General features: G+C 69.9%; 16 protein-coding genes. 12 read left to right on the top strand and 4 right to left on the bottom strand.

The annotated features are described in order from the left end of the window. The first annotated feature begins 85 nt into the window (after window positions 1-85). Both DZG09_RS13530 and DZG09_RS13525 read left to right on the top strand, forming a co-directional pair. Window positions 86-1,411, top strand: coding sequence for a hemolysin family protein (locus DZG09_RS13530; protein WP_162893318.1), 1,326 nt, complete (start codon window positions 86-88; stop codon window positions 1,409-1,411). Then, entirely contained in the window at window positions 1,408-2,460 is a 1,053-nt protein-coding gene (locus tag DZG09_RS13525) for a hemolysin family protein (protein WP_119698268.1), read from the top strand. Before DZG09_RS13530 ends, DZG09_RS13525 begins: the two co-directional genes overlap by 4 nt. Before the next feature lie 137 nt (window positions 2,461-2,597). Here DZG09_RS13525 and DZG09_RS13520 read toward each other — a convergent pair whose 3' ends face one another. Beyond that, the gene (locus tag DZG09_RS13520) at window positions 2,598-3,686 is read right to left on the bottom strand and encodes an NADH:flavin oxidoreductase/NADH oxidase (RefSeq protein WP_119698267.1); all 1,089 of its coding nucleotides are present in this window, start codon (window positions 3,684-3,686) and stop codon (window positions 2,598-2,600) included. A gap of 64 nt (window positions 3,687-3,750) precedes the next feature. On the opposite strand from DZG09_RS13520, the gene DZG09_RS13515 reads away from it, so the two are divergent. The 3 genes from DZG09_RS13515 (at window position 3,751) to DZG09_RS13505 (ending at window position 6,561) form a co-directional block, all read left to right on the top strand. After that, the gene (locus DZG09_RS13515; protein WP_119698266.1) at window positions 3,751-4,767 is read left to right on the top strand and encodes an ADP-dependent NAD(P)H-hydrate dehydratase; all 1,017 of its coding nucleotides are present in this window, start codon (window positions 3,751-3,753) and stop codon (window positions 4,765-4,767) included. 203 nt (window positions 4,768-4,970) lie between these two features. Continuing rightward, window positions 4,971-6,242, top strand: coding sequence for an ATP-binding protein (locus DZG09_RS13510; protein WP_119698265.1), 1,272 nt, complete (start codon window positions 4,971-4,973; stop codon window positions 6,240-6,242). A gap of 13 nt (window positions 6,243-6,255) precedes the next feature. Further along, window positions 6,256-6,561, top strand: a complete 306-nt coding sequence (locus DZG09_RS13505; protein WP_119698264.1) for a thiamine-binding protein — start codon at window positions 6,256-6,258, stop codon at window positions 6,559-6,561. Window positions 6,562-6,564: 3 nt separating this feature from the next. On the opposite strand, the gene DZG09_RS13500 is transcribed toward DZG09_RS13505, so the two are convergent. Continuing rightward, window positions 6,565-7,425: an Fpg/Nei family DNA glycosylase gene (locus DZG09_RS13500; RefSeq protein WP_119698263.1), complete on the bottom strand. Its 861-nt coding sequence runs from the start codon at window positions 7,423-7,425 to the stop codon at window positions 6,565-6,567. Between the two features lie 47 nt (window positions 7,426-7,472). Next, window positions 7,473-8,678, bottom strand: coding sequence for a homoserine O-acetyltransferase MetX (gene metX, locus DZG09_RS13495; protein ID WP_119698262.1), 1,206 nt, complete (start codon window positions 8,676-8,678; stop codon window positions 7,473-7,475). Between the two features lie 94 nt (window positions 8,679-8,772). Between metX and DZG09_RS13490 the strand changes: the two genes are divergently transcribed. From DZG09_RS13490 to DZG09_RS13460, 7 genes are all read left to right on the top strand, one after another. Further along, window positions 8,773-9,357 carry an amino acid deaminase gene (locus DZG09_RS13490; RefSeq protein ID WP_119698261.1) on the top strand — a complete coding sequence of 195 codons (585 nt, stop codon included), beginning with the start codon at window positions 8,773-8,775 and terminating at the stop codon, window positions 9,355-9,357. Between the two features lie 135 nt (window positions 9,358-9,492). Beyond that, complete coding sequence (locus tag DZG09_RS13485) at window positions 9,493-10,188, top strand: HAD family hydrolase (RefSeq protein WP_119698260.1); 696 nt, start codon at window positions 9,493-9,495, stop codon at window positions 10,186-10,188. A 17-nt stretch (window positions 10,189-10,205) separates the two neighbouring features. Then, window positions 10,206-11,201 carry a phosphate/phosphite/phosphonate ABC transporter substrate-binding protein gene (phnD, locus tag DZG09_RS13480; RefSeq protein WP_119698259.1) on the top strand — a complete coding sequence of 332 codons (996 nt, stop codon included), beginning with the start codon at window positions 10,206-10,208 and terminating at the stop codon, window positions 11,199-11,201. Between the two features lie 7 nt (window positions 11,202-11,208). Continuing rightward, entirely contained in the window at window positions 11,209-12,036 is an 828-nt protein-coding gene (gene phnC, locus DZG09_RS13475) for a phosphonate ABC transporter ATP-binding protein (protein ID WP_119698258.1), read from the top strand. Then, the gene (gene phnE / locus DZG09_RS13470) at window positions 12,033-12,839 is read left to right on the top strand and encodes a phosphonate ABC transporter, permease protein PhnE (protein ID WP_119698257.1); all 807 of its coding nucleotides are present in this window, start codon (window positions 12,033-12,035) and stop codon (window positions 12,837-12,839) included. Before phnC ends, phnE (DZG09_RS13470) begins: the two co-directional genes overlap by 4 nt. Beyond that, window positions 12,836-13,672, top strand: a complete 837-nt coding sequence (gene phnE / locus DZG09_RS13465; protein WP_119698256.1) for a phosphonate ABC transporter, permease protein PhnE — start codon at window positions 12,836-12,838, stop codon at window positions 13,670-13,672. The genes phnE (DZG09_RS13470) and phnE (DZG09_RS13465) overlap by 4 nt, the downstream gene beginning before the upstream one ends. Beyond that, window positions 13,650-14,513 carry a MurR/RpiR family transcriptional regulator gene (locus DZG09_RS13460; RefSeq protein ID WP_119698255.1) on the top strand — a complete coding sequence of 288 codons (864 nt, stop codon included), beginning with the start codon at window positions 13,650-13,652 and terminating at the stop codon, window positions 14,511-14,513. Before phnE (DZG09_RS13465) ends, DZG09_RS13460 begins: the two co-directional genes overlap by 23 nt. A gap of 65 nt (window positions 14,514-14,578) precedes the next feature. Here the strand turns inward: DZG09_RS13460 and DZG09_RS13455 are convergent, their stop codons facing one another. Next, a complete protein-coding gene (locus DZG09_RS13455) occupies window positions 14,579-15,934 on the bottom strand; it encodes a bifunctional o-acetylhomoserine/o-acetylserine sulfhydrylase (protein ID WP_276116270.1) in 1,356 nt (451 codons plus the stop codon). Between the last annotated feature and the right edge of the window lie 48 nt (window positions 15,935-15,982).

Genomic DNA, 15,982 nt, shown 5'->3' with positions numbered 1-15,982 from the left:
TAGTTGTCGATACGATGGACGACCCTCCGAGTATCGCGCCCCGCCCCTCCGATTCCACGCAGACCCCTTCAGGGGGTGATCCGGCGTGACCGATTGGATTCTGATCGGGGTGGGGCTCCTGCTGACCGTAGGGACAGGCCTGTTCGTCGGCAGTGAGTTCGCCTTGGTGAATCTCGACCGGGCAGAACTGGAGGCGCGCCAGGCTCGGGGCGAATCGCGACTCGGCCTGACCATCCGGGCTCTGCGCAGAACGTCGACGCATCTGTCCAGCGCACAGCTCGGCATCACGCTGACGACCCTGCTGACCGGGTACACGCTCGAGCCGGCGTTCTCACGGATGCTCGCGCCGCTGTTCGATCTGCTCGGCGTGCCGGATGAGGTGGCGGTGCCGATCGCCACGGTGATCGCGATGACGATCGCCACGATCCTGTCGATGATCATCGGCGAGCTCGTGCCCAAGAACATGGCGCTCGCCGTCCCGCTGGTCACGGCGAAGATCGTCGCGCCGTTCCAGCTGGCCTTCAGCGCAGTGTTCCGGCCCATCGTCGCTCTGCTGAACGGCAGCGCCAACGCGGTGCTGCGTGCGATCGGCATCGAACCGCAGGAAGAGCTCTCCGGGGCGCGCTCGGCAGAGGAGCTGTCCAGCCTCGTGCGCCGCTCGGCCTTGGCGGGCATGCTCGAGGAGGATACGGCGACGCTGCTCGACCGCAGCCTCACCTTCGCACGCCTGAGCGCGTCGGACGTGATGACGCCGCGTCCGCGCATGCACGCGCTCGCCGCGGACGATTCGGCCCAGGACGTGATCGATCTCGCCGTGCGCACGGGGCACAGCCGCTTCCCGCTGTACGGCGAATCGCTCGACGACATCTCCAGCATCGTGCACCTCAAGGCCGCGATCAGCGTGCCGCGCGGGAAGCGGTCCGACGTGCCGGCCGGTGCGCTGGGGTCGGAGCCGCTGCGCGTGCCGGAGACCGTGAGGCTCGATCAGCTGATCGCCGAGCTGCGCTCGCGCGGGTATCAGATGGCGATCGTCGTCGACGAGTACGGTGGAACGGCAGGTGTGGTCACGCTGGAGGATCTCGTCGAGGAGATCGTCGGCGAAGTGTCGGACGAGCACGACAGACGCCTCGCCGGCGTGGTCAGCCACAGCGGGTCACTGACCTTCCCCGCCGAGCTGCGGCCCGATGAGCTGTTCGACCGGGCGGGCGTCGCCGTGCCGCCGAGCGAGGACTATGACACGGTCGGAGGGTTCATCATGAGCGCGCTCGAGCGGGTGCCGCGCGTCGGAGACACGGTGCCCACCGAGCGCGGCCGCCTGACGGTCGAACGGATGGACGGTCGCCGCGTCGACAGGGTGAGGTTCACTCCCCAGCCCGTCCGGGAACCGGTCGACGGGGGTGATCCGTCGTGAGCGATTGGGCGGGAATCTTCTGGCTGTTCGTCCTGCTGATCGGGAACGCCTTCTTCGTCGGCGCCGAGTTCGCCGTGATCTCGGCGCGTCGGTCGCAGATCGAGCCTCGAGCGGAGAAGGGCAATCGCGCGGCGAAGACGGCGCTGTATGCCATGGAGCACGCCACGTTGATGCTGGCGACCTCGCAGCTGGGCATCACGATCTGCTCGCTGCTGATCCTGAACGTCTCCGAGCCGTCGATCCACCATCTGCTCGAGGTGCCGCTGGGGCTGACGGGAATGCCGGATGCCGCGGTCGGAACCGTGGGATTCGTGATCGCGCTGCTGATCGTGACGTATCTGCACGTCGTGTTCGGCGAGATGGTCGCGAAGAACATCGCCTTCTCCGTGCCGGATCGTGCCGTGCTGATCCTCGCGCCGCCGCTGGTGTGGGTGTCGAAGGTCTTCCATCCGGTGATCTGGGTGCTCAACGGCATCGCCAACGGCGCGCTGCGGCTGTTCCGCATCGAACCGAAGTCCGAGGCGAACTCGACGTTCACGCTCGACGAGGTGGCGACGATCGTCGACGCGTCGCGGCGCGAGGGCGTGCTGAAGGATACCGCGGGCACCGTATCGGCGGTTGTGGAGTTCACCGACAAGCACGCCGGCGACATCGCGGTGCCGCTCGACAAGCTCGTCACTCTGCCGGAGACGACGACCCCTGCAGCGATCGAGCGTGCCGTGGCGAAGCACGGCTACTCCCGGTACGCCATCGTCAACGGCGACGGCGTACCCCGAGGATACGTGCACCTCAAGGACGTGCTCCGAGCCGCGGAGGGCGGCCGCGAGAACGAGCATGCGGACGCGCAGGTGCCAGCCAAGCGCATTCACCACATGGTGCCGGTGCAGGAGTCGACCGACCTCGAGGACGCCCTCGCGGTGATGCGTCGCACCGGTCGCCACCTCGCCCGCGTGCGCAACGCGCAGGGTGAGACCACGGGCGTGCTGTTCCTGGAGGATGTTATCGAGGAGCTCGTCGGCGAAGTCCACGACGCCACCCGCCGCCGCTAGGCACGCGGCTGGCGGCGTTGTCGTCAGTCGCCGGTCATTCGGCCCGACTCCTTCCTCCGCCTTGCCATCCACGCGCCTATCGGCGGCGGGGACCCGCCGGTGGGTGCGCCTGGCTGCGTTGTCAGGCTGTGCGCTCGTCAGACCGCGCGGTGGGCTCGGAGGTACTGGGCGGGCCAGAGGCGCTCAGGGGGCTCGGCGAGTTCTGTGGCCGCACGGAGGGCGAAGTGGGGGTCGCGGAGCCACTCTCGGGCGGCGAGCACGACGTCGGCTGAGCCTGAGGAGATGACCTCCTCCGCCTGGGCCCCGGTCGTGATGATTCCGACGGCGCCCGTCGGCGCCCCGGATATCTCGCGCACGCGCGCGGCGAAGACCACCTGGTAGCCGGGGTGCGCGTCGATCTGCTGGTGTGCGACCAGCCCGCTCGACGACACATCGAAGAAGTCCGCTCCCGCGTCGACCGCCCAGGCGGCGACCTGAGCGATGTCGTCGACCTCGAGCCCGCCTGGCGCGGAGTCTGTCGCCGAGAAGCGCACCAGGATCGGGTAGGCCTCGCCCACCTCGGCGCGCACCTCGCTGATGACGCGCAGCACAAGTCGCGCGCGGTTCTCGAGAGATCCGCCGTGCTCGTCGGTGCGCTCATTCGACAGCGGCGAGAGGAACTCGTGCAGCAGGTATCCGTGCGCCGCGTGCAGCTCGACGGCATCGAAGCCTGCCTCGACCGCGCGGCGGGCGGCGGCGGCGAAGGCCGCGGCGATCTCGTCGATGCGTTCGCGGCTCAGCTCATCCGGGGCCGCGAACCCCTCGTACGCGATCGGAGACGGCGCCTCGGAGACCCAGCCGCCCTCGTCCGGCGCCACCGATCCGCGGCCCGAGGCCGCCTGCTCGGCGAACGGCCACCAGGTCGACGCCTTGCGCCCGGCATGCGCGAGCTGGATCGCCGCCTTCGAACCTCGTGCATGGATAGAATCCACGATCGGCCGCCACGCGTCGCGCTGCTCGTCGTTCCAGATGCCGGCGTCGCGCGGTGAGATGCGTCCCTCGGGGACCACGGCGGAGGCCTCAGCGATCACGAGGCCAGCGCCGCCGGAGGCGAACTGCGCCAGGTGCACGTGGTGCCAGTCGTTCACGACCCCGTCGACGGCGCTGTACTGGCACATCGGCGACACCCAGAGGCGGTTGCGGAACGTCTGCTCGCGCAGCGAGATCGGGGAGAACAACTGGGACATGGATGCCTTTCCTCTGGGCTCGGCGTGCGGTGTCGGCTGACTGCGGCGGGCGTAGTCTGGCGGCATGCCAGCCGGATTCGCCGCGAACGGCGCTGACCGCACCGAGTGGGGCGCCGCGGATGTCGCGAGCACCCTTCAACTGCCAACTATGGGCGATCACAAGTATTCCCGAGGTGTGGTGTCGCTGCGGACCGGTTCGCGTCCGTACCCCGGCGCGGCCGTGCTCTCGGTCGAGGGGGCATGGCGCGCGGGCGTCGGCATGGTGACGTGGCAGGGCGACCCCGCGGTGGCGCAGCTCGTGCTGCAGCGCAGGCCGGAGACGGTGGTGAATCGGATGGGCCGGATCGACGCCGCCGTGATCGGCTCGGGGGTCGATGGCCGGAACCGCGATGAGCGTATCACCGGGGCGTTCCGGGCGCTGCTGCGCTCCGCCGTGCCTACCGTGCTCGATGCGGGTGCGCTCGATCTCGTCACGGACGTGCGCGGGCCCGTGATCGTGACGCCGCACGAGGCGGAGCTGGCCGAGGTGAGGATTCCGCTCGGACTGGGGATCGACGACATCGACGGCGACCCGCTCGACCGTCGTCTGAAGGCGGGGTTCGCTGAGCGGCTGCTCGTGGTGCGCGAGACGGCCGTCGCGCTCGGCGGTGTCGTGCTGCTCAAAGGCGCGGAGACGCTCATCGCGACGCCCGGCGGATGGTGGACCGTGGTGAGAGCGGGAACGCCGTGGCTGGCGACGGCGGGAACCGGTGACGTGCTGGCGGGCGCGACGGGCGCTCTGCTGGCCGGTGCGGCGGCCAGGCGCCGACGGTCACCGGACGCGGAGCGGGAATCGCCCGCTGACGAGGAACAGGGTGCTGCACGGGACCCAGCGGTGCTCGACGTCGAGGAGCTCGGTCCGATCGCGGCGACGGCGGCATGGCTGCACGGCATCGCGGGCCGCATCGCAGCGGGCCAGCTCACTCCGGGCACGTCCGCCGCCGGGCAGGTCGACCCATTCGGGCATGCCATCACCGCGCTCGACGTCGCCGCCCACCTCCCCGCCGCCCACACTCACGCGCTCGCCATGACGCAGTCCTGAGCCCGCGCGCTGCGAGCTGGGCAGTGCGTGAATTGATCCGAATCGGAAGAAACCCGGTTGTTTCGTCGATCGGCGCAGGTCCGGGCGCGGGCCCAGACGGTTACGCTCGGTGCACGTCCCCGATCCGGGGCCCGCGAACGGCACGACCCCTGCCGGCACCCGATCCGCTCCATCCGGAGCAGCCGAGCCGCCAGGAGGCAGAGATGAGCCGTACCCGAATACGCGAGTTCCATGACGACGACCTCGACGCGATCGTGCGTCTGTGGGAAGAAGCGGCGCGCGAGGAGTCGCCCGTCTACGCGCTCAGCGAGGTGATCGCCTCGTGCCAGCGCGACCACGCCGTCGTCGCCGTCCGCGACGACGAGATCGTCGGGGCGGCGGTCGGTCGGGCCGCGCACGCGCAGGGCTGGATCGTGTTCTTCGGCGTGACGGAGCACGAGCGCGACGACAGGGTCGAGGCGGGGCTGCTCGACGCGCTCGAGCGCCGGATGGCTCCGCTCGGTCTCGGCAAGCTGTCGATCCTGGTGCCGGAGCGCGCGGGAAGCCTCGACGGTCTCACGGCGAACGGCTTCGAGGCCCGCACGCAGCTGCGCTACCTCGAGCGGCAGATGCCGGTGCAGCGCAGGGAGCTCGACCTGCTCAAGGACGTCGGCGGCCGGATCCTGCCTCGTCACCTCTGGGATGCCGTCAGCGGCATGCAGCGGGAGAAGGACCTGCTGCAGGAGCGTCTCGTGCTGCCGCTGTCCCGCCCCGACCTCGCGGATGAGTACGGTGTGGTGCCGCCGAGGGCTGTGATGCTGTTCGGGCCGCCGGGCACCGGCAAGACGACCTTCGCCAAGGCCGTCGCCTCGCGGCTGGACTGGCCGTTCGTCGAGCTGTTCCCCTCGCGCCTGTCCGGCGAGCCCGGCGGTCTGGCCGCGGCGCTGCGCGAGACGTTCCGGACGATCGGGGAGCTGGAGCATGCGGTCGTGTTCATCGACGAGGTCGAGGAGATCGCCGCCCGCCGTGGGGGAGAGCCGCCGTCGCCGATGCAGGGCGTGACGAACGAACTGCTCAAGCTGGTCGCCGAGTTCCGCGAGCGCGAGGGACGCCTGCTCGTGTGCGCGACGAACTTCGTGCGCGCGCTCGACGCTGCCTTCCTGCGGCACGGCAGGTTCGACTACGTCATCCCGATCGGCCTCCCGGATGGCGCGGCCAGGCGAGCGATCTGGCGGCGGTACGTGCCGAGGCACGTCGCGGACGGACTCGACTTCGACGCGCTCGTGGCCGCGAGCGACGGACTCACCCCGGCGGACATCGAGTACGCGGCGCGGCGCGCCTCGCAGGAGGCACTGGCCCGCGCTGTGAACGGGGGCAGAGACAGCCCGATGGTCACGGCGGACTACCTGACGGCGCTGCGGGCGACCAGGGCGACCGTCTCGGAGGAGACGGTGCGCGAGTTCGGCGACGACGTGGAGGCCATCGCTCGACTGTGAGTAGGCTCTATGCATGCTCGTCGCCTTCTCCGTCGCACCGTCCGGCACCGGCAGGGAGGACGGCTCCGTGCACGACGCGGTCGCCGCCGCCGTGAAGGTGGTGCGCGACTCCGGGCTCCCGAACCGCACGAGCAGCATGTTCACGGAGATCGAGGGTCCGGACTGGGACACCGTGATGGACGTCGTCAAGCGCGCAACCGAGGCCGTCGAACCATTCGGGTCGCGCATCTCCCTCGTGCTGAAGGCCGACATCCGGCCCGGCCGCTCCGGCGAGATCGACGGCAAGATCGAACGTCTGGAACGGGCGATCGAAGGCTGAACGCTACTTCAACAGGCGCGACCGCCTGCGATCTGCGAGCACCTTGTCGCCGGTCTGGCATGTGGGGCAGTACTCCATGGACCGGTCGGCGAAGAAGACGCTGCGAACGACGTCGCCGCATACGGGGCACGACTCGCCTCGGCGACCGTGCACGCGCATGCCGCGGCGCTTGGCGTCCTTGAGATCGGCGGGAGGACGGCCGGACGCCGCGGAGACGGCATCGCGCAGCGTCTCTCGGATCGCTTCATACAGGCGAGCGACGTCGGCCTCGGACAGCGACGCTGCCGGCGCATAGGGCGACATCCTCGCGACGTGCAGGATCTCGTCGGAGTAGGCGTTGCCGATGCCTGCGATCGTGGACTGGTCGCGCAGGAGTCCTTTGATCTGCGTGCGCCTGTCTTCCAGCAGCTCCGCGAGCGCGTCGAGCGTGAAATCGTCGGAGAGCGGATCTGTGCCGAGCCTGGCGATGCCCGGAACGTCGGATGGCGCGCGTACGGCGTAGACGGCGAGGGCCTTCCTGGTGCCGGCCTCGGTGAGGTCGAATCCGCTGCCGTCGTCGAAGCCGACGCGCAGCGCGATGGGGGAGCGGCCCGGCTTCAGCGCGGTCTGCGGCAGTGCGTCGTACCAGCGCAGCCACCCCGCCTTGGCGAGGTGGAAGACGAGTCGGATCTCGGCGGTGGCGATGTCGACGAACTTGCCGTGCCGCAGCACCTCCGTCACCTCGGCACCCTGCAGATCACCGATCGGTGGGGCGAAGGTGCGCAGCGCGGCGAACGACGCCATGGTGACCCGTGTGAAGCGCAGCCCCGTGAGCGAGTCGTCGAGGAAGTCGACGAGCCCCTGGACCTCGGGCATCTCCGGCATGGTGCCATCCTGCCAGCAGCCACCGACATCCGCACCAGGGTGCGTCTCTACGCCTCCAGCAGCCTGCGCAGGTGATGGGCGATGTTCGTCGTCTCGATCAGGAAGCCGTCGTGGCCGAAATCGCTCGTGAGCACGACGGCTTCGTCGCCGTCGAGCGTGTTCCGGATGCCGCGGGCGATGCGGTGCTGCCCGCTGATCGGGAAGAGCCGGTCGCTGTCGACGCCGAGCACGAGAGTCCTGGCCGTCACCTGCGCCAGGGCGCTCTCGACGCCGCCGCGGTCGCGGCCGACGTCGTGCGAGTCCATCGCCTGCACGAGCCGTACGTAGCTGTTCGCATCGAAGCGGCGGGTGAACTTGTTGCCGTGGAAGTCGAGGTAGCTCTCCACGGCGAATCGCCCGCCGTGGCCGAGCGGGCTCACGCTCGACTGCCACGAACGCTGGAACCGCTGGTTGAGCTCCGTCGGGCTGCGGTAGTTCAGCAGCGCCATGCGCCGTGCTAGCGCGAGCCCCCGGTGCGGGCCCTCGCCGTCGGGGGCGTCGTAGTACTCGCCGCCGCGGAAGCGCGGGTCCATCTCGATGGCCTGCAGCTGCACCGAGTCGAGCGCGATCTGGTCTGCTGTGTTCAACGGGGGAGCGGAGATCACCGCGAGCCGCTCGACGCGCTCCGGCAGGCTCGCGCCCCACTCGAGCGCCTGCATGCCTCCCATCGACCCGCCGATCACAGCGGCCCACGCCTCGACGCCCAGATGATCGGCCAGCCGCTGCTGCGCGTCGACCTGGTCGCGCACCGTCACGTAGGGGAAGCGGGAGGCCCACGGATCGCCGTCCGGATGCACGCTCGCCGGCCCCGTCGAGCCCTGGCAGCCGCCGAGCATGTACGGGGCGATGACGAACCACGTGTCGGTGTCGATCGCCTTGCCGGCCCCGACGATGTCGTTCCACCACCCCGCGGTCGGGTGCCCCGGACCCGCGTCGCCCGCCACGTGGCCGTCGCCCGTGAGTGCATGCAGGATGAGGACCGCATTGTCGGCGCGTTCGTTCGGCTCGCCCCACGTCTCGTAGGCGATCCGGAATCCGGGCAGCGACTCTCCGCCCTCGAGCCAGAGCTCCCCGAACGATGCGAACTGGCGATCTCCTGCCGGATCGCCGTCGCGCCACGCGCCGGTCGCGGGCGGGCGGCCCACCATCGACCGCGCGTCCTGCTCCGTGACGAGCTCGCTCGGCACGGTGTCTTCGGAGATCTGCCAGTCCATCGCGCCCATTCTGCCGTGTTTGCCGCCGGTGTGCGCGGGTGTTACGGGCATGGGGCATCCGGATCTTCCCGCGAAGCGGGAATAGCATGGACGCATGGCGATCGGATCCCTCCTCGGCATCGCCCTGCGCGGCATCCGCCGCGACGCCGCAGATGGGCGGCTGTCCGCGTGGGGTCGCTCGACGGTCGTCGACGAGAACGTCGCCGCCGCGGTCATCGACAGGGAGCTGTTCGACCTGCTGCACGCCGAGGCGCGGATCGACGCGGAGTTCCCCGTCGGCAATGCGGGCCTGGTGCACGTATACGGCTACTTCTTCTCGGAGGTCGTCACCCCCTACGGGTACAAGCGCGATCGCTGGACCGACGGAGTTCTCGCCGCGCGCCTGGGGATGGCGGAGGACGCCTTCCTGCTGCGGGACGACGCTGCCGCGACCCCGTTGGAGCGGGTGACGGCGGCGGCGCTGCCGCTCGTGACGAGCCCTCCGGAGCAGGTCGACGTCATCGACCAGTCCGTCGACGGCGTTCCGACGCGCGCCGTCGTGACCGCACCGGGCGTCCTGGCATACGCCGTCGACGGCTCCCTGGTGACGGTGTTCCCCGTTGCGGACGCCGCAGCGTTCGCGGCCGGTGTCCGCGCGGAGCCGCCGCGGCTGCGCTGGAACGCGGTCGCCCCGCACTGAGCGCGGGCCCCGCGCCCTCATCTCTGCGCGCCATCGGTATCCCCGCCGTCCACACGATGTTCATCTCTTCGTGACCAAAGCGTTCATGAATGGCGCATATCGTGGACGAAGCGTTCATAAAGAAAGGGAACCCCTGTGACATCGACTCTCGTCTTCGACTTCGACGGCACCGTCGCGGTCGGAACCGGCCCCGTCATCGCCTATGCGGAAGAGATCGCGAGGCACGCGGGAGAGGGCTTCCTCGACAGGGTTCAGGCGACGCTCGAGGCGTTCGAGCGCGGTGAGGAGCGCGGCTACCGCGACGGCTACGACGTCGTCGCCCGTTCCGCGGCGGATGCAGGCGTCGACGCCGCTGAGGTGCAGGCGGCCTACGCATCGAGCCGTGCGGTGCTCGGCACGGACCGTGCTCAGGTCGACGTCGCTCCCGGCCTTCCCGCGCTGCTCGCGCAGCTCCCCGACTCGACGAGGGTGGTCCTCGCGACCAACGCCCCGGAGCTCGGTGTGGAGCGCGTGCTCGAGGCCTGGGGCGTGCGCGAGCGGTTCGACGAGCTGCGCTACGACCTCGGCAAGCCGGACGGCCTCGTTCCCGTCATCGAGGAGTTCATCGCGCACGGCCCCGTGCTGTCGATCGGCGACATGGTCGAGAACGACCTCGCCCCCGCCGCCGCGCTTGGCGCCGACACGGCGCTCGTGGGCGCGACGGCTGCCGCATCAGGTGCATCCGCAACGATGCGCGCCGCGACGCTCGCAGAGCTCGCCCCCCAGATCATCGCGTGGGCCCGCAGCGCCGACGCGTCGACCCCCGTGTCGCCCGACACGGTTCGCTCCTGAGAAAGGTGACATCTCCCATGCGCAAGACCCTCATCGCGTCGGGTGCCGTCGCGGCCCTCGCCATCGGACTCGCAGGATGTGCGAGCGCTGACGAGCCCGCGGCCGGCGAATGGCCGGAGTCCATCACGATCTCGCTCGTGCCATCCGTCGAGGGCGAGGACCTCGCCCAGGCGCTCGACCCGCTCACCAGCTATCTCTCCGACAACCTCGACATCGAGGTCGAGGGCGTCGTCGCCAACAACTACGCCGCAACGGTCGAGGCCCTCGGCGCCGACCAGGCGCAGGTCATCATCACCGACGCGGGCTCGCTCTACAACGCCACGCAGCAGTACGACGCTGAGCTGATCCTGCGCGATGTGCGCTTCGGCGCGACGTCGTACGCAGCCGTCGCCTACACGAACGACCCCGACACGTACTGCGAGGACGAACCCGTCACCGCGACCTATGACGCCAGCGGCATCGAGCTGTCGTACTGCAACGGCCTCGAGGAGGCGGGAGCGTCGGCGACGGGGCAGGGCCCGATGGGCGTCGACGCACTGGCCAACGCCGAAGGCGCAGCGGTGGCGCTGCAGGCGGCGACGAGCCCTGCCGGGTACCAGTACCCCGTCGTCGCGATGCGCGAACTCGGCATCGACACCGACGCCGACATCGAGCAGATCCCCGTGGAGGGGAACAACAACGCCGTGCTCGCCGTCGCGAACGGCGACGCCGAAGTCGGCTTCGCCTACTGGGACGCCCGCACCACCGTCGCCGAGGAGATGCCCGACATCGCGGACAAGGCCGTGGCCTTCGCCTACAGCGACATGATTCCGAACGGCGGCGTCGCGGCATCGAGTGCGCTCCCCGAGGATCTGACCGCAGAGCTGACGACGCTGCTCGACGAGTACGCGGACTCGTCGGACGAGGCGGCGACTGTCATGTTCGACCTGGTCGGCCTGTCGGACTGGAGCGCGGACACGGCAGAGGACGAGATCACCCGCTACGGCGAGATCCTCGAGCAGTTCGCGAACTGACCCAGGTATGAGCACTCCCGCAGAACGGGCGGAGGCCGGTGTCGCACCGGCCTCCGCCTCGTGGCCGATCCGCCTCGACGGAGCATCCGTCACCTATCCCAACGGCACGACGGCGCTGAGGAACGTCTCGCTCACGATCTCGCCGGGTGAGATGGTCTCGGTGGTCGGGTTGTCAGGGTCGGGAAAATCGACCCTGATCCGCACGATCAACGGGCTCGTCCCCGTCACGAGCGGCACCGTCGAGGTCGGTCCGCACACCGTCTCCGGCCTGTCGGGTCGTCGCCTGCGCGAACTGCGCGGGCACGTCGGCATGATCTTCCAGGGCTTCAACCTCGCCGAGCGCGTCGACGTGTACCGCAACACCCTCGTCGGTCGCTTCGCGAGCTCGTCGTGGCTGCGTTCGCTGTTCGGCATCGCGTCGGCCGAGGACCGCGAGATCGCACTGCGCTCTCTCGAGGCCGTCGGCATGCTCGACAAGGTCTGGACGAGGGCGGGATCGCTCTCGGGTGGGCAGAAGCAGCGCGTCGCGATCGCGCGCGCACTGTCGCAGAAGCCTCGCGTGATGCTCGCCGACGAGCCCGTCGCGAGCCTGGACCCGCCGACGGCGCACGCCGTGATGGCGGAGCTGGAGCGGATCGGCGTCGAGCGCGGGCTCACGGTGCTGGTGAACCTGCACCTGATGGACCTCGCCCGCGACTACACCACGCGCATGATCGGCCTGCGCGCCGGCGAACTGGTGTACGACGGATCGGCCGCGAACGCGACCGATGCCGACTTCGAGCAGATCTACGGGCGCCGGATCCAGCCGCAGGACAGGCTGGGAGCCGAATCGTGACGACGACCGCCGCGTCCACGGTTCCGCCGCGGCCGCGGACCTGGCCGAAGCGGCTGGTCTGGGCCGTCGTCTTCGTCGTGTTCACGGTGCTCACCTGCCTGCCGGCGATCGGCGGGGTGGAGCTCGACTTCGCGGCGATCGCTCGCAACTGGCGCAACGGTGCGGACAAGCTGCTCCAGCTTCTCCAGCCTGACTGGGCGTTCTTCCCGCGCACGCTGCAGCCCATGCTCGAGACGCTGCAGATGGCGCTCGTCGGTGCCGCCTCCGCTGCTCTCGTCTCCGTGCCGCTGACATTGTGGGCGGCGCGGCCGACGAACCCCGATGCAGTCACGCGCGGCATCGTGCGCACGGTCGTCAACGTCATCCGGTCCGTTCCCGACCTCGTGTACGCGACGATCCTGGTCGCCCTCGTCGGCGTGGGGGCGCTGCCTGGCCTTATCACGCTGTTCCTGTTCGACATCGGCATCATCGTCAAGCTGGTCTCGGAGGCGATCGACTCGTCCGAGCATCCCTATCTGGAGGCGGGGCGCGCCGCGGGGTCGACGCAGGGTCGGCTCAACCGCACGCTGGCACTGCCGCAGAACCTGCCGCTGTTCGCGAACCAGTGGCTGTATGTGCTCGAGCTGAACGTGCGCATCTCGGCGATCCTCGGCATCGTCGGCGCGGGTGGAATCGGCCGTCTGCTCGACGAGCGCTTCGGCTTCTACGCCTATGACGACGTGTCCATCATCATCCTGGAGATCCTCGTCGTCGTGCTCATCATCGAGGTCTGTTCGAACCTGCTGCGGAGGAGGATCGCATGACCGGTGTGACATCCGGGCGCACCGCGGCGCTGCCGAAGCCGCCGTCGCGTGCGGTGCAGACGATCTGGGCCGTCTCCGTCGGCGCGATCATCATCGTCGCGACGGCGACGATGGGCATCGACTGGAGCAAGCTGCTCGGCCTGCCAGCGGCATCCGCCGAGTACGGCGCGCTGATGTTCGCCGCGCCCGACTGGAGCAGCCTCACCCGCGCCCTGTTCGAGATGTGGCGCTCGATCTCGATGGCGTGGCTCGGCGCGCTGCTGTGCGTCGTGGTCTCTATCCCGCTCGGCATGCTGGCCGCTCGCGGTGTGGGCCCCGCGTGGCTGCGCACGATCCTGCGCGGCGCGTTCGCCGTGATCCGTGCGGTTCCCGAGGTCATCATCGCACTGGTGCTGCTCACCATCACCGGGCTGACGCCGTTCACGGGCGCGCTCGCGCTGGGCATCGCGGGCATCGGCACACAGGGGAAATGGGTGTACGAGACGATCGAGTCGCTGTCCGAGGGTGCGACGGAGGCCGTGCGCGCCGCGGGCGGCGGTCGCGTCGCCGTGCTGCGCTGGGCGCTCTGGCCGGCCGCGCTGCCGTCGCTGATGTCGTTCGCGCTGTACCGCTTCGAGATCAACATCCGCACCTCGGCGGTGCTGGGGCTCGTCGGCGCCGGCGGCATCGGAAGCATGCTGTCCAACTACACGAACTATCGTGAGTGGTCCACCGTCGGAATGCTGCTCATCGTCGTCATCGCGGCCACGATGCTCATCGACGCCGTCTCGGGGGCTCTGCGCCGCCGCATCATGGAAGGACCTGGCACACGTGGCTTGGGAAGGATCCGCTGACGCACCGCCGACCGCGAGGATCGTCGCGCTGGCTCCGTCGATGCACTCGGGAGAGCGACGCGTCGCCGCCGCCGTCGCAGAAGATCTCGCCGGCACGGTCGAGCGCACGGCGCAGGAGGTCGCCGAGGCGGTCGGGGTGGGCCGAGCGACAGTGATCCGCGCGGCACAGACGCTCGGCTACGACGGTTTCCCGCAGCTGCGGGTCGCCGTCGCGGGAGAGCTCGCGCTGAGCGCCTCGTCCGGCGAACTCACGGCAGACGGCACGCTGCTCGGGTCGCTTCGCGCCTCGTTCGACCGCTTCGCGAGCCGCATCGGCCACACGATCGCCGGCCTGACCGAGGAATCACTCGAGACGTTCGTGCGCGCCCTCGACTCGGCCGGTCGCGTGCTCGTGGTCGCGAACGGGCTGTCGTCGCCGCTCGCCCTCGATCTCGTGCTGCGCCTGAGCTCGGCCGGTCGACCGGCCGAGCTGCTGTTCGACCCGCTGGCACAGCGAATCGCGGCGCGTCAGCTCGGCGAGGGGTCCGTGTGCCTGGTGGTGTCGGGATCGGGCGCGAACGAGGAGACCATCGCCGTCGCGCGCGCCGCGGCCGGGAGCGGGGCCAGCGTTCTCGCGATGACCTCGTTCGCGAGCTCGCCGATCACCGAGGTGGCCGACGCCGCACTGATCGTGCCGCCCGTGAACGACTCGTTCCGCGACGAGCTGCTGCACACCAGCAGGGCGGCGCTGATGCTCGTCACGGAGGCGCTCGTCGACGCCGTGACTACGCGCCGCGGCGACCGCGGCCGCGACGCGCGCGCCGCTGTGCTCGCCGAGCTCGGTGCCGCCATCCGCGAATAGCCCGGCTGCGCGACGATGAAGAGGTCGCCGCCCGGATCATCCGGACGGCGACCTCTTGGTGCGGGTCAGGGCCGTGCGGCCTCGGCGGCGGCGAACGCCTGCTCGAGGTCGGCGGTGAGGTCGTCGATGTGCTCCAGACCGACGGAGAGCCGCACCAGGCCCGGCGTGACGCCTGCGGTGAGGCGCTCCTCCGGTGTGAGCTGCGAGTGCGTCGTCGATGCGGGGTGGATCACCAGCGAGCGCACGTCGCCGATGTTGGCGAGGTGGCTGAACAGCTGCAGCGAGTCGACGAACGCGCGACCGGCGTCTACGCCGCCGGCCAATTCGAACGACAGCACGGCGCCCGAACCCTTCGGAGCGTACTTCTCGGCGTTGGCGTGCCACGGCGACGACGGCAGGCTGCCGTAGTACACCGTCGCGACGTCATCGCGCGCTTCGAGCCAGCTCGCGATCGCCTTCGCGTTCTCGACGTGGCGCTCCACGCGCAGCGACAGCGTCTCGAGGCCCTGGATGAGCTGCCACGCGTTGTTCGGCGCGACGGCGGCACCCAGGTCGCGCAGCAGCTGCACGCGGGCCTTCGTGATGTAGGCGACGGCGTCGCCGAGCACACCGGTGTAGCTGACGCCGTTGTACGACTCGTCCGGCTCGGTCAGGCCGGGGAAGCGGTCGGCGTGCTTCGACCACTCGAAGCTGCCGCCGTCGACGATCGCACCGGCGATCACGGTGCCGTGGCCCGAGAGGAACTTCGTCGCGGAGTGCACGACGATGTCGGCGCCGTGCTGCAGCGGCTGGATGAGGTACGGCGTTCCGATGGTGTTGTCGACGATGAGGGGCAGGCCCGCCTCGTGCGCGATGTCGGCGACGGCCTCGATGTCGAGCACGTTGATGCGCGGGTTGCCGATGGTCTCGCCGAAGAGCAGCTTGGTGTTGGGCCGGATGGCGGCGCGCCACTCGTCGAGGTCGTCCTGGTTCTCGACGAAGGTCACCTCGATGCCGAGCTTGGCGAGCGTGAACTTGAACAGGTTGTAGGTGCCGCCGTAGATGGAGCTCGACGAGACGATGTGGTCGCCCACCTGTGCGATGTTGAGCACGGCGAAGGTCTCGGCCGCCTGGCCGCTGGCGACCAGGAGCGCACCGGAACCGCCCTCGAGCGCGGCGATGCGCTCCTCGGCGACCTGCTGGGTCGGGTTCATGATGCGGGTGTAGATGTTGCCCGTCTCCGCCAGGGAGAACAGGCTCTCCGCGTGGTTCGCATCCCGGAACACGTAGGACGTCGTCTGGTACAGCGGCGTCGCGCGCGCCCCGGTCGTGGGGTCGGGCTGAGCGCCGGCGTGGATCTGCTGCGTCTCGAACTTCCAGTTCATGGTCTGTTGGCTCCTTCGTCGAACGGGCGGGCGCCAGCGGTTCTCGTCCTCCGGCAGGTGGTGCTTCGACGCTACGTGCGCCGACACACACCGGCAACGCTACTG

The organism is Microbacterium halotolerans (assembly GCF_003569805.1).
Taxonomy (GTDB): domain Bacteria; phylum Actinomycetota; class Actinomycetes; order Actinomycetales; family Microbacteriaceae; genus Microbacterium; species Microbacterium halotolerans.
The sequence above is the reverse complement of the archived record's forward strand: the minus strand, read 5'-3'. Positions and strand labels throughout refer to the sequence as shown.